14 protein-coding genes are annotated in these 17,817 nt (G+C 67.9%); 5 read left to right on the top strand and 9 right to left on the bottom strand.

Annotation, left to right across the window (positions count from 1 at the left end):
• The 3 genes from AC5P99_RS06300 to AC5P99_RS06290 all read right to left on the bottom strand — a co-directional run bounded on the left by AC5P99_RS06300 (position 1) and on the right by AC5P99_RS06290 (position 6,372).
• Complete coding sequence (locus AC5P99_RS06300; protein WP_495212994.1) at positions 1-1,665, bottom strand: sensor domain-containing diguanylate cyclase; 1,665 nt, start codon at positions 1,663-1,665, stop codon at positions 1-3.
• 109 nt (positions 1,666-1,774) lie between these two features.
• A complete protein-coding gene (locus AC5P99_RS06295) occupies positions 1,775-4,198 on the bottom strand; it encodes a putative bifunctional diguanylate cyclase/phosphodiesterase (RefSeq protein WP_495212993.1) in 2,424 nt (807 codons plus the stop codon).
• A 218-nt stretch (positions 4,199-4,416) separates the two neighbouring features.
• Positions 4,417-6,372, bottom strand: coding sequence for a DEAD/DEAH box helicase (locus AC5P99_RS06290; RefSeq protein WP_099605749.1), 1,956 nt, complete (start codon positions 6,370-6,372; stop codon positions 4,417-4,419).
• Positions 6,373-6,639: 267 nt separating this feature from the next.
• Here AC5P99_RS06290 and AC5P99_RS06285 point away from each other — a divergent pair, with 267 nt between their 5' ends.
• Positions 6,640-6,861 carry an RNA-binding S4 domain-containing protein gene (locus AC5P99_RS06285; RefSeq protein WP_005408703.1) on the top strand — a complete coding sequence of 74 codons (222 nt, stop codon included), beginning with the start codon at positions 6,640-6,642 and terminating at the stop codon, positions 6,859-6,861.
• 11 nt (positions 6,862-6,872) lie between these two features.
• On the opposite strand, the gene ubiM is transcribed toward AC5P99_RS06285, so the two are convergent.
• The 4 genes from ubiM to AC5P99_RS06265 form a co-directional block, all read right to left on the bottom strand.
• Positions 6,873-8,051, bottom strand: coding sequence for a 5-demethoxyubiquinol-8 5-hydroxylase UbiM (gene ubiM / locus AC5P99_RS06280; protein WP_099523468.1), 1,179 nt, complete (start codon positions 8,049-8,051; stop codon positions 6,873-6,875).
• Positions 8,052-8,130: 79 nt separating this feature from the next.
• Positions 8,131-8,520, bottom strand: a complete 390-nt coding sequence (locus AC5P99_RS06275) for an MAPEG family protein (protein ID WP_495212992.1) — start codon at positions 8,518-8,520, stop codon at positions 8,131-8,133.
• A gap of 11 nt (positions 8,521-8,531) precedes the next feature.
• Entirely contained in the window at positions 8,532-9,086 is a 555-nt protein-coding gene (locus AC5P99_RS06270) for a DUF4019 domain-containing protein (protein ID WP_108270497.1), read from the bottom strand.
• A 58-nt stretch (positions 9,087-9,144) separates the two neighbouring features.
• Complete coding sequence (locus tag AC5P99_RS06265; protein WP_495212991.1) at positions 9,145-10,308, bottom strand: COG3904 family protein; 1,164 nt, start codon at positions 10,306-10,308, stop codon at positions 9,145-9,147.
• A gap of 583 nt (positions 10,309-10,891) precedes the next feature.
• Between AC5P99_RS06265 and AC5P99_RS06260 the strand changes: the two genes are divergently transcribed.
• The 3 genes from AC5P99_RS06260 (at position 10,892) to AC5P99_RS06250 (ending at position 14,530) form a co-directional block, all read left to right on the top strand.
• Entirely contained in the window at positions 10,892-12,370 is a 1,479-nt protein-coding gene (locus tag AC5P99_RS06260) for a DNA-3-methyladenine glycosylase 2 family protein (RefSeq protein WP_111111854.1), read from the top strand.
• Positions 12,367-12,858, top strand: coding sequence for a methylated-DNA--[protein]-cysteine S-methyltransferase (locus AC5P99_RS06255; protein ID WP_005408696.1), 492 nt, complete (start codon positions 12,367-12,369; stop codon positions 12,856-12,858). The genes AC5P99_RS06260 and AC5P99_RS06255 overlap by 4 nt, the downstream gene beginning before the upstream one ends.
• A 421-nt stretch (positions 12,859-13,279) precedes the next feature.
• Positions 13,280-14,530 (top strand): alkaline phosphatase family protein, encoded by a 1,251-nt coding sequence (locus AC5P99_RS06250; protein ID WP_164222629.1) that lies wholly within the window; start codon positions 13,280-13,282, stop codon positions 14,528-14,530.
• A gap of 100 nt (positions 14,531-14,630) precedes the next feature.
• On the opposite strand, the gene AC5P99_RS06245 is transcribed toward AC5P99_RS06250, so the two are convergent.
• Together AC5P99_RS06245 and AC5P99_RS06240 are read right to left on the bottom strand one after the other, a co-directional pair.
• Complete coding sequence (locus AC5P99_RS06245; protein ID WP_004150462.1) at positions 14,631-14,810, bottom strand: 30S ribosomal protein THX; 180 nt, start codon at positions 14,808-14,810, stop codon at positions 14,631-14,633.
• 110 nt (positions 14,811-14,920) lie between these two features.
• Positions 14,921-15,334 carry a MerC domain-containing protein gene (locus tag AC5P99_RS06240; RefSeq protein ID WP_495212990.1) on the bottom strand — a complete coding sequence of 138 codons (414 nt, stop codon included), beginning with the start codon at positions 15,332-15,334 and terminating at the stop codon, positions 14,921-14,923.
• Between the two features lie 135 nt (positions 15,335-15,469).
• Here AC5P99_RS06240 and AC5P99_RS06235 point away from each other — a divergent pair, with 135 nt between their 5' ends.
• Entirely contained in the window at positions 15,470-17,677 is a 2,208-nt protein-coding gene (locus AC5P99_RS06235) for a TonB-dependent receptor (protein WP_049451874.1), read from the top strand.
• The last annotated feature ends 140 nt before the right edge of the window (positions 17,678-17,817 follow it).

The raw sequence follows: 17,817 nt of genomic DNA, 5'->3' as shown, positions 1-17,817 counted from the left end.
TCATGCCAGGGCGGGCGGATCGAGCTCCTCGCCGTCGAAGACCCGGTTGCGGCCCGCCCGCTTTGCCACGTACATGGCATGGTCGGCGCGCCGCAGCAGCCCGGCCAGATCGTCCTCGCCCGGTCGCCACTGCGCCAGGCCGATGCTGGCAGTCACCTCCAGCCCCGGCACCTGCAGGGCCTGGCCAGCCTCGGTGATGCGCTGGCGCAGGCGGTCCAGCCGCGCCGACGCCGCCTCGCGCGGCATGCCGGGCATCAGCAGCAGGAACTCTTCGCCGCCCATCCGCACCACTTCGTCCTGGCTGCGCACCGCCGCGCGCAGGGCACGCGCCACCGCCACCAGCACCTGGTCGCCCACTGCGTGGCCGTGGCGGTCGTTGATGTCCTTGAACAGGTCGATGTCGAGGAAGCCGATCACCAACGGGCCGCGCTCACGGTCCACCCGTTCCAGATGGCGGGCCAGCTGCTGCAGTCCGGCGCGACGGTTGGGAAGCCCGGTCAGGCCATCGGTCTCGGCCAGCTGGCGAAGTTCATCACGCTGCTGGCGCAGCCGGCCCAGCCGCTGGTTCAACGCATACGCGGCCATCATCAACAGCCAGGTCACCGCCAGCTGCAGCGCCTCCACCCGGTATTCCAGCAGCCACGCCGCACCACAGGCATCGGCGATGATCAGTACCAGCATCGGTGCCAGCGCGGCCAGACCCGCCTGCGCCCAACGGTCGCCGCGCCAGCGTGCCCAGACGCCGGCCATCAGTGCCAGGCCACATCCGGACAGATAGGACACCTGCAAGCCCTTCGCGACCCAGGCCAGATGCTCCCAGCGCAGCCACGGCACCAGCACGGCCAGCGCCATCAGGGTCCACAACACCGCCAGTTGGGCCGGGCGCGATCGAGGCAGCACGCGGTCGCCTCCGTTCAGCCGCCACAGCGCCGGCAGCACCAGTGCCTGGGTCGCAGCGGTCAGCGCCAGCAGCCACCAGGCGCCGTGCTCGCCCACCGGCAGCCAGGGTTCCGGATAGCCGCTGAGCCCGCCGAGGATGGCCTGCCACAGCACCATCACGGTGGTGCCGGCGATGTATACCAGGAAACTGCGGTCCCGGGTGGTCAGGAAGGCCATCAACGCCGACAGCGCCAGCGCGATCGCCACCGCGATGCAGGCCGCGCGCACCAGCAGGCGGGCGGTGTCGTTCTGCTGCACCGGGCTGGGCGCGCCCAGCCGCAGGGTCGGTACCCAACGTGTCTTCAGCGGTGTCTGCCAGGAGACCAGGAACGGTTCATGGCTGCCGGCCGGCGGTACCGCCACCAGGCCGATGCCAGCCCGGAAACGTGAATCGCGGGTGCGCGCGTCGTGCATGTTGCCGCAGATCTCGCGGTCGCCATGCTGGACGCGCACTTCACCGGCAAAGACGTTGAACACGTCCAGCGCCTGCGGTTGGCCTGACCAGCCCTGCGGCGGAGCCGGCACCAGCACCTGCTGGCGGGCGCCGGACAGCATCTGCGGCGTGCATGCGCGGTGCGGCGTCGGCTCGTCGGTAGCGCCGCCGACCAGGAGATAATCATGGCCCGACACGGCCTCTGCAGCCTGAAGCGGCCACGGCAACGCCAACCACACCATCAGGACGGCCAGCACCGCTCCTGTTCCATACCGCCACTGCCTGCCGCCCACGCCACGTCCTGTTCCTGCTTACGTCCGCGCCCACTGCGCGCCGCCCCTGGCGCGCATTATCGCAGCCGGGCACGCCACGCATGTGTAGACCAAAGTCGGCGCCCGCGGTTCAGCCAGCCGCCGGCGGCCCCTTCACCGCGACCAGCCGTACCGGGCGCAGATCGACCAGGGTCAGCCGCTCCAGCGGCTGCGGCCGTTCGATGGCATAGCCCTGCAGCCCCTGCACGCCAAGCCGGGTCAGCGCACCGGCAACCTCGGCGGTCTCCACCCACTCGGCCACCACTTCCATCTGCAGCTCGCGCCCGAGCTCGCTGATCGCGCGCACCGTGGCGTGGCTGACCGGGTCGGTATCCATGTCGCGCACGAAGGCGCCGTCGATCTTCAGGATGTCCGCCGGCAACTGGCGCAGGTAGCCGAAGGAAGACAGGCCGGAGCCGAAGTCATCCAGCGCCATCCGGCACCCCCGTGCCTTCACCGCATCGATGAAGGCGCGGGCCTGGCTGAGGTTGCTGATCGCCGCAGTCTCGGTGATCTCGAAGCACAACTTGGAGGCCAGCGCGCGGTTGCGCTCGAGCAGGTCGCAGACGAAGGCGAGGAATCCCGGCTCGGCGATCGACTGCGCGGACACGTTGACGTTGCACAGGCCCAGCTGTCGCACGTGCGCCGGGCACACCTGCAGGTGGCGGAACAGCAGCCCGAGCACGTGCCGGTCCAGCGCCACTGCCATGCCATAGCGCTCCACCGCCGGCATGAACTGGCCGGGCAGATGCAGGCTGCCATCGGTGCCACGCATGCGCACCAGCACCTCGTAGTGCAGGTAGGACGGATCGCCCACGCGGGCGATGCGCTGTGCATACAGCAGCATGCGATTCTCGGCCATCGCCAGGCTGACGCCCTGCAGGCGCTCGGCCTCCTGCCGCCGCTCCTCCAGCGCCATGCGGTTCTCATTGAAGCAGTGCACGCGGTTGCGCCCGGCCTGCTTGGCTGCATAGCAGGCGCTGTCGGCGGCACTCATCAACCAGTTCACGTCCGGCGCATCGGCACTGACCTCGACCACGCCGATGCTGCAGCTCAGCTGCGGGCTGCCCTCGCTGATCGGGAACGTGGCCTGGCCCAGGTTGCGAATCACCCGCTGCAGCACCCGCTTGGCTTCGTCCTGCCCGGCATGGGCGAGGAACACGGCGAACTCGTCGGCGCCCAGGCGGCCGACCCAGTCACCGTCGCGCACGGCCGCCACCAGATAGTCGGTGAAACTGCGCAGCATCTGGTCACCGGCGGCATGGCCGAAGCTGTCATTGACCAGCTTGAAGTGGTCCAGGTTGATGTAGCACAGCGCATGCGTACCGCCATCACTGCGTACCTGCAGCAGCGCACGTTCCAGCAGCCGCTCGATCTCGCGGCGGTTGATCAGGCCGGTCAGCGGATCGTGGCTGGCGTGATGCTCGATCTCACGTGCCAATGCATGGTTCTGGCTGACATCCTCGATGATCGCAAACACCGACAGGCCGCCTCCCGCGCTGCGCACGCCGGTGCCACTCCAGCGCCCCCACACCAGGCTGCCATCGCGGCGGCAGAAGCGCAGTTCACTCGGCCGCAGCTGCCGGTCCCAGTCGATGCGGCCGACGCCATCGATGACCAGTTCGCCTTCCATCAACAGATCGCCGAGCGACATCTGCAGCAGCACGTCGCGTCGGTAGTCGAGGATGTCGGCCATCGCCTGGTTGGCTTCGATCACCTTGCCGTCGGTGTCGAGCTTGAGCATGCCGACATTGGCCTGGTAGAAGGCTGCACGGAAGCGGCTTTCATGCTCGGTCAGGTCCTTGCCGACGCGGCGCGCGAGGGCCACCGCCATCAGGCTGATCGCCAGCACCGACAACCCGCCCACCACAAGCGTGGCGATCCGTACCATCGTGGCCATGCGCAGCAACGCTTGCGAAAATGCCTGCGCCTGCACCTGCAGCCGCCGGTCCAGATCACGCAGTTGTTGCAGGTACCGGTCGCGTTCCGCCGCTGGCAGCACGCCCTGGGCGTGCCCCGACTGCAGCTCGGCAACCAGCCGCTGCACAGCCAACAGATCATCGTCGGTCTGTCGCCACAGCGTGGTTGCTTCCCGGAATGCACCGATGTCGCGTGCATGGCGGAACGAGAACACCAGGCGCGGGATATCGGCGCGCGCGTTGCCACCCTGCAGGAAGCCCTGCCTGGCCTTTTCCTCGTCCGGTACCGCCTGTTCCAGCGCCAGCCGGGCCTGCAGATCGCCCAATGGAATCCGCAGCGCCTGGCGCGCGTCATCCAGGTCCTGGGCATGGCCACGCGCCAGGTAGCGGCTCAGCGCAGCGGTTGCATCCTGCTGCCCTCGTGACCAGTACCCCTGGCCGGCAATCCAGGCCGTCGAGGCTGCCTGCAGTTCCTGGATCAACGCGGACAACGCGACCAACCCGATCGCCATGCCCGTCAACAACGCAAAGCGCAATCCCAGCCCACGGGTCATCGGCACCCGCCGGCTCTGCTGGTCCGTGCCACTTCTACCCATCCCGGATCCCCCCGAATGTGCTGCGGTGACAACCTGCCTTGGAACCGGCCCAGCCTATGACCGGCAATGTGTGGACCATGCGAAAAAGGGGACGGAGGGGATTAAGTCGTTTTCGGCATAAGCGCATGGCCTGCCATTTACGACTTAATCCCCTCCGTCCCCTTTTCCTGTACGCCAGCCCGGGGGCTGGCGTTGTTATGGACGGCTGCGGGTGCGGCTTAGAAGCTGCGCGGGCCGCGCGGCTTGAAGCCGTCACGACGCGGCGGGCGGCTGTCGCGGTCACCGCCGCGGTCGCCACCATGGCCACCATGGCCACCCGGACCACCCGGGCCACCACGACGCGGGCCACCCGGGCCGCCCGGGCCACGCTTGTCGAAGCGCGGCTTGAACGGACGCGGGGCCGGGTTGGTGTCTTCACCCGGAGCCAGCGCACGCATCTGCAGCTGCTGGCCGGACACCCACACCTTCTGCAGGTGCGACAGCACGTCCGGCGGCATCTGTGCCGGCAGGTCCAGCAGCGAGAAGTCGTCGTGGATGTCGATGCGGCCGATGAAGCGGCTTTCCAGGCCCGCTTCGTTGGCGATGGCGCCGACGATGTTGGCCGGCTTCACGCCATGCTGGTGGCCCACCGAAATGCGGTAGGTCTCCATACCCTGCTCCGGTGCTCCACGCGGCGGAACCTCACGGCGCGGACGCTGCTCGAAACCACCTTCGGCGTCGTCGCGACGCGGGCCACGCTCGAAGCGCGGACCACGCTCGTTGCGGTCGAAGCGATCGCCACGCTCCGGACGGTCGCCACGGTCGAAACGCTCGCGCGGGGCGCGCTCTTCACGCGGGGCACGCACCGGCGGCTGCAGCAGGAACGGGGTGTCACCCTGCAGCATCTTGGCCAGCGCGGCGGCGATCTCGATGGCCGGCACGTTCTGCTCGTTCTCGAAGCGCTCCAGCAGCTGGCGGTAGAAGTCCAGGCCGCCGGCACCGAGGGTTTCGGTGATGCGCGAGGTGAACTTGTTGATGCGGGTGTCGTTGACCGCTTCCACGCTCGGCAGCTGCATCTCTTCGATCGGCTGACGGGTGGCGCGCTCGATCTGGCGCAGCATGCCCTTCTCGCGCGGGGTGGCGAACAGGATCGCCTCGCCGCTGCGGCCGGCACGGCCGGTACGGCCGATGCGGTGCACGTAGCTTTCGGTGTCGTACGGAATGTCGTAGTTCAGCACGTGGCTGATGCGCTCCACGTCCAGGCCGCGCGCAGCCACGTCGGTGGCAACCAGGATGTCCAGCTTGCCTTCCTTCAGCATGGCGATGGTGCGCTCACGCTGGGCCTGCTGCATGTCACCGTTGATGGCGGCAGCGGCCAGGCCACGGGCCTGCAGCTTGCTGGCGAGTTCTTCGGTGCCGGCCTTGGTGCGCGCGAAGATGATCATCGCGTCGAACGGCTCGACTTCCAGGATGCGGGTCAGCGCATCCAGCTTGTGCATGCCGCTCACCCACCAGTAACGCTGGCGGATGTTGGCCGAGGTGGTGGTCTTGGCCGCGATGGTCACTTCCACCGGGTCCTGCAGGTAGGTCTGCGCGATGCGGCGGATCTGCGGCGGCATGGTGGCCGAGAACAGGGCCACCTGGCGCTGCTCCGGCAGCTTCTTCAGCACCGCTTCGACGTCGTCGATGAAGCCCATGCGCAGCATTTCATCGGCTTCGTCCAGCACCAGGGTCTTCAGCTCGGACAGGTCCAGGGTGCTGCGGTCGAGGTGGTCGATCACGCGACCGGGGGTACCGACCACGATATGCACGCCACGGCGCAGCGCCGACAGCTGCTGTCCGTAAGGCTGGCCGCCGTACACCGGCAGCACGCGGAAGCCCGGGATCTTCGACGAGTAGGACTGGAACGCCTCGGCGACCTGGATGGCCAGTTCGCGGGTCGGCGCCAGGATCAGGGCCTGCGGCTTGATCTGCTGCAGGTCGATGTTGGACAGTACCGGCAGCGCGAACGCGGCGGTCTTGCCGGTACCGGTCTGGGCCTGGCCCAGCACGTCGCGGCCTTCCAGCATCGCCGGGATGGTGGCGGCCTGGATCGGCGACGGGGTTTCGTAGCCGATGGCGGTGACCGCCTGCATCACGGGCTCGGACAGGCCGAGCTGCGCGAACTGCAGCGGCGCTTGGGAATCTTGGGACATGGGGAACTCCGAAGGCACTGCCGTCTTCCTGGCAGTGCGATAAAAAAGGGATGGTCCGCGCTTTGGGCGCCCTTCTTATCGCGTGCCCTGGCGCTGCTCGGTCGGAGGAGATTTCACTCGCTCAGAGCGGGATGATACCGCATTGATCCTGAACGAGGCGTACAGCTTTCCGTGCGCGTGCCGTCATGCCCCGTGCTGGCGCACAATACGCGCCCTCCTCCCGGCCCGGCCGCTGGCCTGCGCCCCTCTTCCCAGGAACCCCGCTCCATGCAGATTCTCGAATTCGACCTCGACGGCGACTACGTCGAACTCAAGCAGCTGCTCAAGCTGGCCGACCTAGTCACCAGCGGCGGCGAAGCCAAGATGGTCATCAGCGAAGGCCTGGTGCGGGTCGACGGCGAAGTCGAACTGCGCAAGGCCTGCAAGATCCGCGCAGGCCAGGTGGTCGAGTTCGCCGACAGCCAGATCCGGGTGCTGGCCGCCGGCTGATGTGAGGCTGTTCAGGCTACGCGCTGGGTCAGGTGCGAGGCAATCAGCTGCCTGAACGGTGCCACGCCCTGCGCCAGGCGCAGGCCGGCCGCCCGCAGCAGCCGCGCGGGGCGGCGATCGTCGGTGTACAGGCTGGCGATCGCATTGGTGGCCTCGTACAGCGGCCGCGACGCCAGCCGGTGACCCCGTTGGTAGCTGGCCAGCATGCCGGCGGCGGCAATGTCGGCACCGCGACGCTGCTGCGCGACGATGCCCTGCGCCAGCCGCTGTGCGCTGGCCAGGCCAAGGTTGAAGCCATGCGCGGTGACCGGGTGCATGCCGACTGCGGCATCGCCGATCAGCGCCGAACGCTCGCCAACAAAACGGTGCGCGTACACACCCACCAGCGGATACGCCTGCGGCGTGGCCACCGGCTGCATCCGGCCCAGCCGATGTTCGAAGCAAGCACTGATGGCCTCGCCGAAGGCCACCTCGTCCATCGCCAGCAGCGCCTCGATCTGCCGCGGCGGCAGCGTGATCACCGCCGATGCCTGGCCCTCGTTGAGCGGCAGCAGCGCCATCGTGCGGCCGTAGCCGAACCATTCCCAGGCAGTGTGGCGATGGTCGCGCTCGACCTGCATGCGGCACACCAGCATCGACTTGCCGAAGTCGCGCATCTGCGCACCGATGCCGAGCATGCGGCGGGTGGCGGAGAAGCGGCTGTCAGCGGCCACCAGCAGCCGCGCATGCAGTTGGCTGCCGTCATCGAGTTTGACCACATGGCCCTGTGCATCGGCTTGCACGCCCTGCACCTTGCGCCCGTCGAACAGTTCCACGTCGTCCTGGCCCTGCACCGCATCCCATGCGGCACGGCGGATCAGATGGTTGGGTACCAGCCAGCCCAGCGGCTGGCCGTCGACCTGGCTGCTGGCGAAGGTCAGCGCGAATGGCGAGCCGCCGTTCATCACCTTGGCATCGCGCAGTTCAGCGACTTCGGCCTGCGGCAGGCGCTGCCACAGACCCAGTTGCTCCATGCTCTGCCGCGAGGCATGGGTCAACGCGATCTCCCTGCCATCGAAGGCGGCCTCGGCCAGGGCCTGGCGCGGCTGCACTTCGACCAGCCCGACCTGCAGCCCGCTGCCGGCCAGCGCGCGCGCGAAGCACAGACCTGCCGGTCCGGCGCCGACCACCACCACGTCCATCCTGCGCATGCGCGCCTCCTGCCGTTGATTCAGTCCGCGCCAGCATAGCGCCGCGCACCTGAGCGGCCTTGATCTGGATCAGGCCGACTTAGAGAAGTGCGAACACCAGCGCCAGGATCGACAGCAGCGACACCAGCCACACCAGGCTGCGCACGTAGGGCACGCCTGCGGCGTACAGGGGCAGATAGACCACACGCGCCCAGAAGTAGGCCTGCGCCGCCAGTGCAGTGGTGTCGTTGCCGCGACCGGCCACGACCACCGCGATGGCGGCGGCGGCGAAGAACGGGAACGTCTCCAGGAAGTTGGCCTGCGCACGCTGCAGGCGACCGGCCAGCGCGCTGACCGGCTTTGCATCGCCATCGCGTGCCGAGGCATTCCACTTCATCCCGCGCTCGCGGGTGACCACCGTGGAGGTGGCGAAGATACAGACGAAGCCCAGCAGCACCGACCAGGCCAGCATTGTCAGTTCAGTTGCCATCGATCATCTCCTCAGGGTGCCGACGCACGCAGGCTGTAACCGGCCAGACGCCACACCTGGTCCTCGTCGAAACGGAACGAGACCAGCTCGCGCACCGGCTGCGCGCTGTTGGCGAAACGGGTCGGGAAACTGACGTTGATGTACAGCCCTTCCGGTACCGCGGCACCTGCGCTGTACTTGACCCGGGTGATGGTGGGCTGGCCACGCCCGGCCAGCGCACCCAAGCGCGTGCGCTCGGTGGTCAGCTGGCTGACGAATGCGGCCTTCGGTACTGCACGGCGCGCGACGGCGGAGGCGCCATCCCACAGTTCGCCGGCGCGGTTGGCATCGACCAGCTGCGCGGCTTTCAGTGCAGCAGCGCCCATCTCGGCATCCTGTTTCTGCACCTGGGCCTGCTGTGCAGCAGTCAAAGCCGGGGCACCGGCGGTGGCTGGCTTCGCAGCCGCTGGCGAGGCCGGGGCCGGGCGTGCCGGAGCCGGTGCAGGCGTGGCCGGCGCAGGTGCCTGCGCCAATGCGGTCAGGGGCAGCAGGGACAGCAGGGACAGCAGCAGGAGCACACGCTTCATGGACACCGCCGGTTTTCTGGAGAGAACCGCAGTCTACGCCAGCGCGGTGACTATGCCGTCAGCGTGCCGGGGCGTTGCCCTCCACCGCTGCCGCATCAGCCTGCGCGGCGGGCGCGGCGGTGTTCACTGGCGCCTGTTCGGCCACCGGCGGCGGCTCCGACGGTGCCGGTGGCAGCGTTGCCACATCGATCTCCGACAGTGGGCTTTCTTCCGGGCACACCGCATCCGGGAAACCGAAGCGCTGCTTCAGTGCCTGGCCGCAGCTGTTGATCGATTCCATGTCGGCGCCTTCGCGCTTGCACTGCTGGTCGAAGGCGACCAGGAACGCGTCCTTGCGCTGCACGAAGTCATCGCCACAGGACCGCATCTGCTTGATCCGTTCCAGATCGTCCTGCACCGCGTTGGTGCCGTCCAGGCCGTACTGGCGCAGCTCATCCTGCGTCAGCAGGCGCAGGCTGCGGTTGGGCACGGTCATCATCAGATCGGCCACACCCACCGCCACGCCGTTGCGCTGCAGGTAGTCCTTCACGTTGTCGTAGACCTCGTGCAGCTCGCGGTTGAGTTCCGCGCGCGAGGTGGCCTTGGAGCTGATCCGCATCATGCGATGGATGCCGACCTTGCCCGACAGCAGGCGGTTGTCACCGGCGGCCAGCACGAACACGCAGGCACTGTGGCAGATCGAGCCCTCGCGCACCCAGATCGTCCAGCCCGATTCACCGATGCTGTCGCCGGCGACAATCGCCGATTCCACCTGGCCGCCGCTGGAATCCAGGTCGAGGATGCGCTTGTGGATCTTCTGCTCGTCAGCGACCACCGCCAACCGCCACATCATCTCGGCGAAGCCCGGATTGATCTTGCCGGCGTAACGCACGCGCATCAGGCCACGTTCGGCGCACGGCGTCAGCGCCTGGGTGATCTGCTCGCGCTGCAGGCCCTCCAGCTCGACGCCATCGCCCGCCTCACCGGCGTACTCGGTACTGCAGCTGACCCAGGCGCGGCCATTCTCCAACTGCGCCTGCGGCCACGGCCGATCCGCCCGGCTGCGCGGCGGCGCCGGCGGTGGCGGTGCGTCAGCCGCATTGATCGACACCATGTTCTCGCCATCGCTGGCCGGCGCGCGCGCGGCCTTGTCGGCGGCGGTGACATTGCCCGGATTCTCCAGCTGGCTGCAGCCCGCCAGGGCCAGGCACAACAGGGGCAACCAGCGGAGTTTGGCGGACATCGGGCAACCAGTCTTCACGTGAGCAAGAGCCACAGTCTACCCGTCCGGGGCACGCATTCAGCGCGTGGCACTGAACCCCTTCTGACCCTTGGGAAAAGCGTGTCGACCAAGGTCGACACCCACCAACAGCAGCGCAGAACGCCCGCAAGACATGTCGCAGGAACCTCTCCAAGGCGGGGTGGGTCCGGTTGCAGGGGCGTGAGCGCCATGGGCCCGAGGCATGCCTCGGGCGGGTTGGGCAGGACGCCCAACCCCGGTCTTGCCGTGTGCGCAGGACAGCGCACACGAGCAAGCGGCGACCGAGCTTACATGGGTGAAGGCGCTTTGCTTGCGAAGCACTGCTTCGCAAGCGCCCGAACGCACAGCCGCCAGCGGCTGGGCCGGGCCCCGGAGGGGTACTTGCAGCGTCCCCTGCAACCGGACCCACCCCGCCCTGCTGCAGGAAACCAGCTTCTGCCGTTGCCGTTGCCGGCCAGCGGCCTGCACTACCGCGGGTGCCGGGCGCAGCCCTGCCAGATCCCCCTTCAGCATCCATGTCCGAATGTGGCGAGTATCCCTACCCGCACACGCCTAGACTGGCGCCATGGACACCGCCCTCGCCCTCGACACCGCCGCCTGCGACCGCGCCCGCCTGGCCCGTGACGCACGCTTCGACGGCGTTTTCTTCACCGCCGTGCGCAGCACCGGCATCTATTGCCGCCCCGTCTGCCCGGCGCCGCCGCCGAAGCCACGCAACATCACCTACTATCCGACCGCTGCCGCGGCCGCTGCTGCCGGCTACAGGCCGTGCCTGCGCTGCCGCCCCGAACTGGCACCGCAGGCCCAGCAGGCACTGGCCGGGCAAACCGTGCAGCGCGCCCTCGCCATCATCCACGGCGGCTTCCTGCAGGAGCAGCCCGTTGCAGACCTCGCGCAGAAGATCGGCCTCAGCGCGCGCCAGCTGCAGCGCCTGTTCGTCGAACATCTCGGCGCAACACCCGGACAGATCCATGCCACCCACCGCCTGCTGCTGGCCAAGCAACTGCTGACCGAAACCACGCTGCCGGTGACCGATGTTGCGCTGGCCGCCGGCTACAACAGTCTGCGCCGCTTCAATACCGCCTTCCTGCAGGGCTGCGGCATGGCACCGACGGCGCTGCGTCGCCAGCACCAGCCGCTGGCCGCCGATGACGGCGGCCTGGTACTGCGGCTCGTGTACCGCCCACCGTTGGACTTCCCGCGCATGCTGGCCTTCCTGCGCAAGCGCAGCCTGCCTGGCATCGAACTGATCGGCGAAGACAGCTACCAGCGCGTGCTCGGCACACCCGAGCGCCCCACCCTGCTGCGCGTCACCGCCGACCCGAAGCGCCCGGAACTGCGTCTGCAGCTGGGCGCGGTCGACCCGCGCCTGATCCCCGACATCGTGCGCCGTGTGCGTCGTGTGTTCGATCTGGACGCCGACCTGCAGCAGGTCCATGCCGCCCTGGGCGAGGAACCGCTGCTGGCACGCGGCATCGCCGAACGCCCGGGGCTGCGCGTTCCGGGCGGCTGGGATGGCTTCGAGGTCGGCGTACGCGCCGTGCTCGGCCAGCAGGTCAGCGTCGCCGCCGCCACTACCTTTGCGCGGCGTCTGGTGGATGCGTATGGGGCGCATCTGCCGGGCATGCCGTCCGAGTTCGATCGCCAGTTCCCAGCGCCCGAGGTGCTGGCCGAGGCGCCGCTGGAATCGATCGGCCTGCCGCGCAGCCGCGCCGCCACGGTGCGTGCGCTGGCCGCTGCATGTGCCAGCGGCCAGCTCGACTTCGGACCCGGGCAGGCCCTGGAAGAATTTGTTGCGCGCTGCGTGGCATTGCCCGGCATCGGCCCGTGGACCGCGCAGTACATCGCCCTGCGCGGGCTCGGCCAGCCCGATGCCTTCCCCGCCGGCGACCTGGTGCTGCAGCAGGTGCTCGGCCACGCACAGGGCCAGCGCCTGAGCGAACGTGCAACTGAAGCGCGCTCGCAACCGTGGCGCCCGTGGCGCGCCTACGCCGTGCTGCACCTGTGGCACCTGTCCGGCACGTTCGTTGGAGAACCGACATGACCCTGTTGTTTGATCGCTTCGACAGCCCCATCGGCGTGCTGACCATCGCCGGTGATGAGCGTGGCCTGTCACATGTGCTGTTCCCGGAAAACCGCCATCCGGCACGCGGACGCGACGACTGGCACTACGCACCGGATGCCCTGCCGGAAGCACGCGAACAGCTGCTGCAGTTCCTGCACGGCGAGCGCAACAGCTTCGACCTTGTGCTGGCGCCACGTGGCACGCCGTTCCAGCTGCGCGTATGGCAGGCGCTGGCACTGATTCCGTTCGGCCAGACCTGGAGTTACCTGCAGCTGGCGCAGCACCTCGGCCAGCCCAGTGCGACCCGCGCGGTCGGCGCGGCCAACGGGCGCAATCCGCTGCCGATCATCCTGCCCTGCCATCGCGTGATCGGCAGCAACGGCGCATTGACCGGTTTCGGCGGCGGACTGGAAACCAAGGCCGCGCTGCTGCGGCTGGAACAACGCCAGGCCCCGCTGTTCGCCTGAGAGGGCTGGCCGGGCTGCGCCCGGCACCCGCAGAGGCTAGAGCAACAGCAACAGCGGGCTTCCTGCGGGGAGGCAGGGTGGGTCCAGTTGCAGGGGACGCTGCAAGTACGTCCCTGTAAGCTCGGTCGCGCCATCCATGGCGCTCACGCCCCTGCAACCGGACCCACCCAGCCTTCGACAGGTTCCGGCGATCTGTCCGAACGTCATTCTGCGCAACTGTTGGTAGGTGTCGACCTTGGTCGACACGGTAGATCCACGCCATGCGTGGATGGAAGCATCAGGAATTGTGTCTGGAGAAAAGCCCCCTTCCTGTTGAAGGGGGCGCGCCGACAGGCGCGGGGATAGGGAAAAATGCGCGGACACGGGGCGCGATAGCGCGCCGTGTCTTGGGCGCGTCATTGCGCGGGCTTATCATGCGTGGATGACTTCCGTACGCCTGACCTGCGCGCTGGCGCTGTTGCTGCCATTGGCGGCCTGCACCACCGCGCCCGCCCCTTCCGCCTCCGTTCCCGGTTCCGCCGCTGCGGCTTCGCCTCCGAAGCTGCTGCTGATCTCCATCGACGGCCTGCGCGCCGATGCGCTGGACCGTGGGCTCACTCCGAACCTGCAGCGACTGATCGACGGCGGCGTGCGTGCACGCTGGATGACGCCGTCCTATCCGTCGCTGACCTTCCCCAACCACTACACCATCGTCACCGGCCTGCGGCCGGACCACCACGGCATCGTCAACAACAGCATGGACGATGCAACCCTGGGCCGTTTCGAACTGAGCAACCGCGACGCGGTCACCACCAGCGGCTGGTGGGGTGGCGAACCGATCTGGGTCAGTGCCGAGAACGCTGGCGTACGTTCGGCCACCACGGCGTGGCCGGGCAGTGAGTCTGAAATCCGCGGCGTGCGCCCCAGCAAGTGGCGCGTATACGACGGCAAGGAACCGCTGGAGCAGCGGGCCGGCATCGTGCTCGACTGGCTGGCGCAGACCGATGCTGATGCACCGCGCCTCACCACGCTGTACATGGAACACGTGGACAAGGCCGGCCACAACTACGGCCCCGGGTCGAAGCAGTACGCCGACGCCATCGTGCGCGCCGACCAGATCGTCGGCCAGGTGCTCGACGGGCTGCAGCAGCGCGATCTGGCCAAGACCACCGACGTGATCGTCGTGTCCGACCACGGCATGGCCAGCGTCGCCGACGGCAACGTGATCGCCACCGAGTCGATGGCCGACCCGGCCATTGCACGCAATATCAGCCAGGGGCAGTCGGTGGGTTTTGCGCCGGTCGCCGGCCGCGAAGCGGAAGCCGAACGCGCCCTGCTCGGACGCCACGCGCACTACGAATGCTGGAAGAAGGAGAACCTGCCGGCACGCTGGCACTACGGCACGCATCCGCGGGTTCCGGCCATCGTCTGTGTCATGGATGAAGGCTGGGATGCCCTGCACCAGGAGAAGATCGCCAAGCGTGCGAAGCAGGATCGAGGTTCGCATGGCTACGACAACGCACTGCCTTCCATGCGCGCAGTGTTCGTGGCCGGCGGCCCGTCGTTCCGCCAGGGCCTGGTGATCGATGGCTTCGACAACGTCGATGTCTATCCGCTGCTGGCCCACCTGCTGCAGGTACCGGCCGCGCCGAACGATGGCAATCCGGAAACGCTGAAGAAGACACTGCGCTGATGCGGTTGTAGAGCCGAACCCACGCTCGGCTCACCGGACAGGCATAAAAAAACGCGGCGCCAGGCGCCGCGTTTTTCATTGAACCGGTCGTTCGACCGGATCAGGCCTTGGCGACGGCCTTCTTCGCCACAGCCTTCTTCGCCGGAGCCTTGGCCACGGTCTTCTTGGCAACCGGAGCGGCGGCGCCTACGGCGACCTTGCTGGCGGTGTGCGAACGGGCGTTGCCATAGCTGGCGTTGTAGCGCTTGCCCTTGGCGGTCTTGCGGTCACCCTTACCCATGTCTTCAACTCCTCAAATGTGAAATCTGGTTACCCCGTACTGACACGGGTTCGGCGGGGCCGCCTTGCTGGGCGCCCCCGCGCACGATCGAAAATCCTATCACGGAGCGCCTAGTGCGCGCAGCTGGCGTCGTGCACGTGACCGTGGTTGAGGCGCAGGTTGACCAGATGGGCCACACCCACCAGCAGGCCACCGATGGTCATCACCACCGCGTGCGGCACCGCATTGTGGTGCAGCGGGTCATACAGCACGCCGGCCCACAATGCGACCAGGCCGGGAATCAGGAAGCCCAGCGCACGCAGCGCACCGTGCCGGCGGTAGCCCCAGACCAGGCTGAACAACCCCAGCAGGGTCACGAACACCACCAGCGCCTGTTCCATGCCGTCGCTCAGCCAGAACGACAGCCCCAATGAAGGCGCTGCGGCCAGCAGCACCGGGATCACCGCGCAGTGCACCGCGCACAGCATCGAACCAGTGGCGCCGAAACGGTCGAGCAGGTGGCGCAGGCGTGAGGACAGGGACATGACTTCCAGCAGGGTCGGCGAATCGTTATGGAATAATATAACATACCTCTCCGACCCGCACGGTTTCCCTCCCCCTGTCCCATCGACGGGATTCGTGCGCCCCGCGATTGATACATTGTAACAAAGGACCCGTCCATGCCCGCCCATACCCCACGGCTCAAGCCGCATTCCCTGGCCCTGGCCCTCGCCGCCCTGCTGCCGTCCGTCGCCTTTGCAGCCGGCCAGGACACCGCCCATCGTGACCGCCACCTGACCGAGCTGTCGTCGGTGCAGGTCACCGCGTCGCCGCTGCAGGGTGACGCCGAATCGCTGGCACGCCCGGTGGAGGTGCTGGCCGGTGAACGCCTGGACGAGCAGAAGGCCGGCACCCTCGGCGATACCGTGGCCAAGCTGCCCGGCGTGCAGAGCACCTTCTTCGGCCCCGGCGTCGGCCGCCCGATCATCCGTGGCCAGGAAGGCCCGCGCGTGGCCGTGCTGTCCAACGGCATGGGCAACATGGATGCGTCCACGGTCAGCGCCGACCACGCCACCAGCATCGAACCGTTCCTGGCCGACCAGATCGAAGTACTGAAGGGCCCGGCCACGCTGCTGTTCGGCAGCGGCGCCATTGGTGGTGCGGTCAATGTGGTCGACGGGCGCATCGCGCGCGAGCTGCCTGAGCGGCCGCTCAGCGGTCGTGCCGAACTGCGCGGCAATTCGGTGAACAATGAACGCAGCGGCATGTTCCGCCTCGACGGCGTCAGCGGCAACGTCGTGCTGCATGTGGATGGCCTGGTCCGCAACGGCGACGACTACCGCATTCCCGGCTACGCGGTAATCGACAGCCTGGAAGACCACCACGACGACCACGACCATGATCATGCGGGCGAGGAAGGCGAAGAGCCGCGCCGCGGCCGCCTCGACAACAGCTCGATCCGCACCCGCGCCGGTGGCGTCGGCGCAACGTGGCTGGGCGACGGCGGCTACTTCGGCGTATCGGCCAGTACCTACCGCACCAACTACGGCATTCCCAATGGCGCGCACGTGCACGCCGATGGTGACGATCATGGCCATGACCACGGTCACGACCATGGTGATGAAGAGGAAGGCGGCGACGAGCACGACGTGCGCATCGACATGGTGCAGAACCGCTTCGAGACCAAGGCCGGCATCTACAACCCGGTCTCGTTCCTGAAGAACATCAACGCACGCGTGGCCTACACCGACTACGAACACGTAGAGCTGGAAGCCGGTACGCCGTCGACCCGCTTCACCAACCGCGGCATCGAAGCGCGCCTGGAAGCGGTGCAGCAGCAGATCGGCGGCTGGGACGGCGCCTTCGGCCTGCAGTTCGGCAACAGTGATTTCGGTGCCAAGGGCGAAGAGGCGTTCGTTCCGGATACCGGCACGAAGAACATCGGCCTGTTCGTACTGCAGGAAAAGCAGTTTGGCCCGTTCAAGCTGGAACTGGGCGGCCGCCACGACCAGGTCAAGCTGGACCCGAGCGGTGACTACCGCCGCCGCACCTTCGGTGCCACCAACCTGTCTGCCGCTGGTATCTGGAAGCTCAACGATGCCGTTGACCTGCGCATCGGCGTGGACAGCTCCGAGCGTGCACCGACCAACGAAGAGCTGTATGCCGCCGGCGCGCACATCGCCACCCGTTCGCTGGAAATCGGCGACGCCAACCTGAAGACCGAGCGCGGCCAGCGCGTGGAACTGGGTATCCACACCCACAGCGAGCGCCTGGACTTCTCCGCGTCGGTCTACCAGACCAGGTTCAAGGACTTCATCTACCTGGCCGACACCGGCATCACCGAGGGCCTGCCGGTGCGCACCTGGACACAGCAGGATGCGGTGTTCCGCGGTGCCGAGGCCGAAGCGCTGGTGCACCTGTTCGAGGGCGGCGCCGGTGACTGGGATCTGCGCCTGTTCGGCGACTACGTGAAGGCCAAGCTGGATGGCAGCGGCAGCCGCAACCTGGACATCGCCGTGCCGCATGGCGACCACAACCACAACTACACGGTGGAACTGGCCAACACTGGCTATCTGCCGCGTATCGCACCGGCCCGCGTCGGCGCCGACCTGCGCTGGTCGAAGGACGGCTGGCGCGCTTCGGTCGGTGCGGTCCGCTACACCCGCCAGAAGGACGTCGCCCAGAACGAAGCCCCGAGCGACGGCTACACCCTGGTCGACGCGCACCTGGCCTACCGCTGGGATCGCAACGCCAGCAACAGCTACGAGGTGTTCCTGGATGGCAGCAACCTGACCAACCGCGAAGTGCGCCCGCATACCTCGCTGCTGCGCGACTACTCGCCGCTGCCAGGCCGTGGTGTCGCATTCGGCATCCGCGCGTTCTTCTGATCGCGCACGGCGGGGTCGAAGCCCTTTTCGAAGGAAAGGGCTCTGACCCCCCACGCCATTCCACGGGGGCCTTCGGGCCCCCGTTTTCATTTCGACCCACGCCATCACGCATCCGTCACAAAGATGTGCGTACCACAACA

This window comes from Stenotrophomonas sp. YJH_SMC_80 (genome assembly GCF_059372495.1).
This window is presented reverse-complemented; position numbering and strand designations above follow the sequence as displayed.

Bases quoted from the DNA above. Each gene is read 5' to 3' on its own strand.
- AC5P99_RS06295 (WP_495212993.1), bottom strand. From the start codon at position 4,198: ATGGGTAGAAGTGGCACGGACCAGCAGAGCCGGCGGGTGCCGATGACC.
- AC5P99_RS06290 (WP_099605749.1), bottom strand. From the start codon at position 6,372: ATGTCCCAAGATTCCCAAGCGCCGCTGCAGTTCGCGCAGCTCGGCCTG.
- AC5P99_RS06285 (WP_005408703.1), top strand. From the start codon at position 6,640: ATGCAGATTCTCGAATTCGACCTCGACGGCGACTACGTCGAACTCAAG.
- ubiM (WP_099523468.1), bottom strand. From the start codon at position 8,051: ATGCGCAGGATGGACGTGGTGGTGGTCGGCGCCGGACCGGCAGGTCTG.
- AC5P99_RS06275 (WP_495212992.1), bottom strand. From the start codon at position 8,520: ATGGCAACTGAACTGACAATGCTGGCCTGGTCGGTGCTGCTGGGCTTC.
- AC5P99_RS06270 (WP_108270497.1), bottom strand. From the start codon at position 9,086: ATGAAGCGTGTGCTCCTGCTGCTGTCCCTGCTGTCCCTGCTGCCCCTG.
- AC5P99_RS06265 (WP_495212991.1), bottom strand. From the start codon at position 10,308: ATGTCCGCCAAACTCCGCTGGTTGCCCCTGTTGTGCCTGGCCCTGGCG.
- AC5P99_RS06260 (WP_111111854.1), top strand. From the start codon at position 10,892: ATGGACACCGCCCTCGCCCTCGACACCGCCGCCTGCGACCGCGCCCGC.
- AC5P99_RS06255 (WP_005408696.1), top strand. From the start codon at position 12,367: ATGACCCTGTTGTTTGATCGCTTCGACAGCCCCATCGGCGTGCTGACC.
- AC5P99_RS06250 (WP_164222629.1), top strand. From the start codon at position 13,280: ATGACTTCCGTACGCCTGACCTGCGCGCTGGCGCTGTTGCTGCCATTG.
- AC5P99_RS06245 (WP_004150462.1), bottom strand. From the start codon at position 14,810: ATGGGTAAGGGTGACCGCAAGACCGCCAAGGGCAAGCGCTACAACGCC.
- AC5P99_RS06240 (WP_495212990.1), bottom strand. From the start codon at position 15,334: ATGTCCCTGTCCTCACGCCTGCGCCACCTGCTCGACCGTTTCGGCGCC.
- AC5P99_RS06235 (WP_049451874.1), top strand. From the start codon at position 15,470: ATGCCCGCCCATACCCCACGGCTCAAGCCGCATTCCCTGGCCCTGGCC.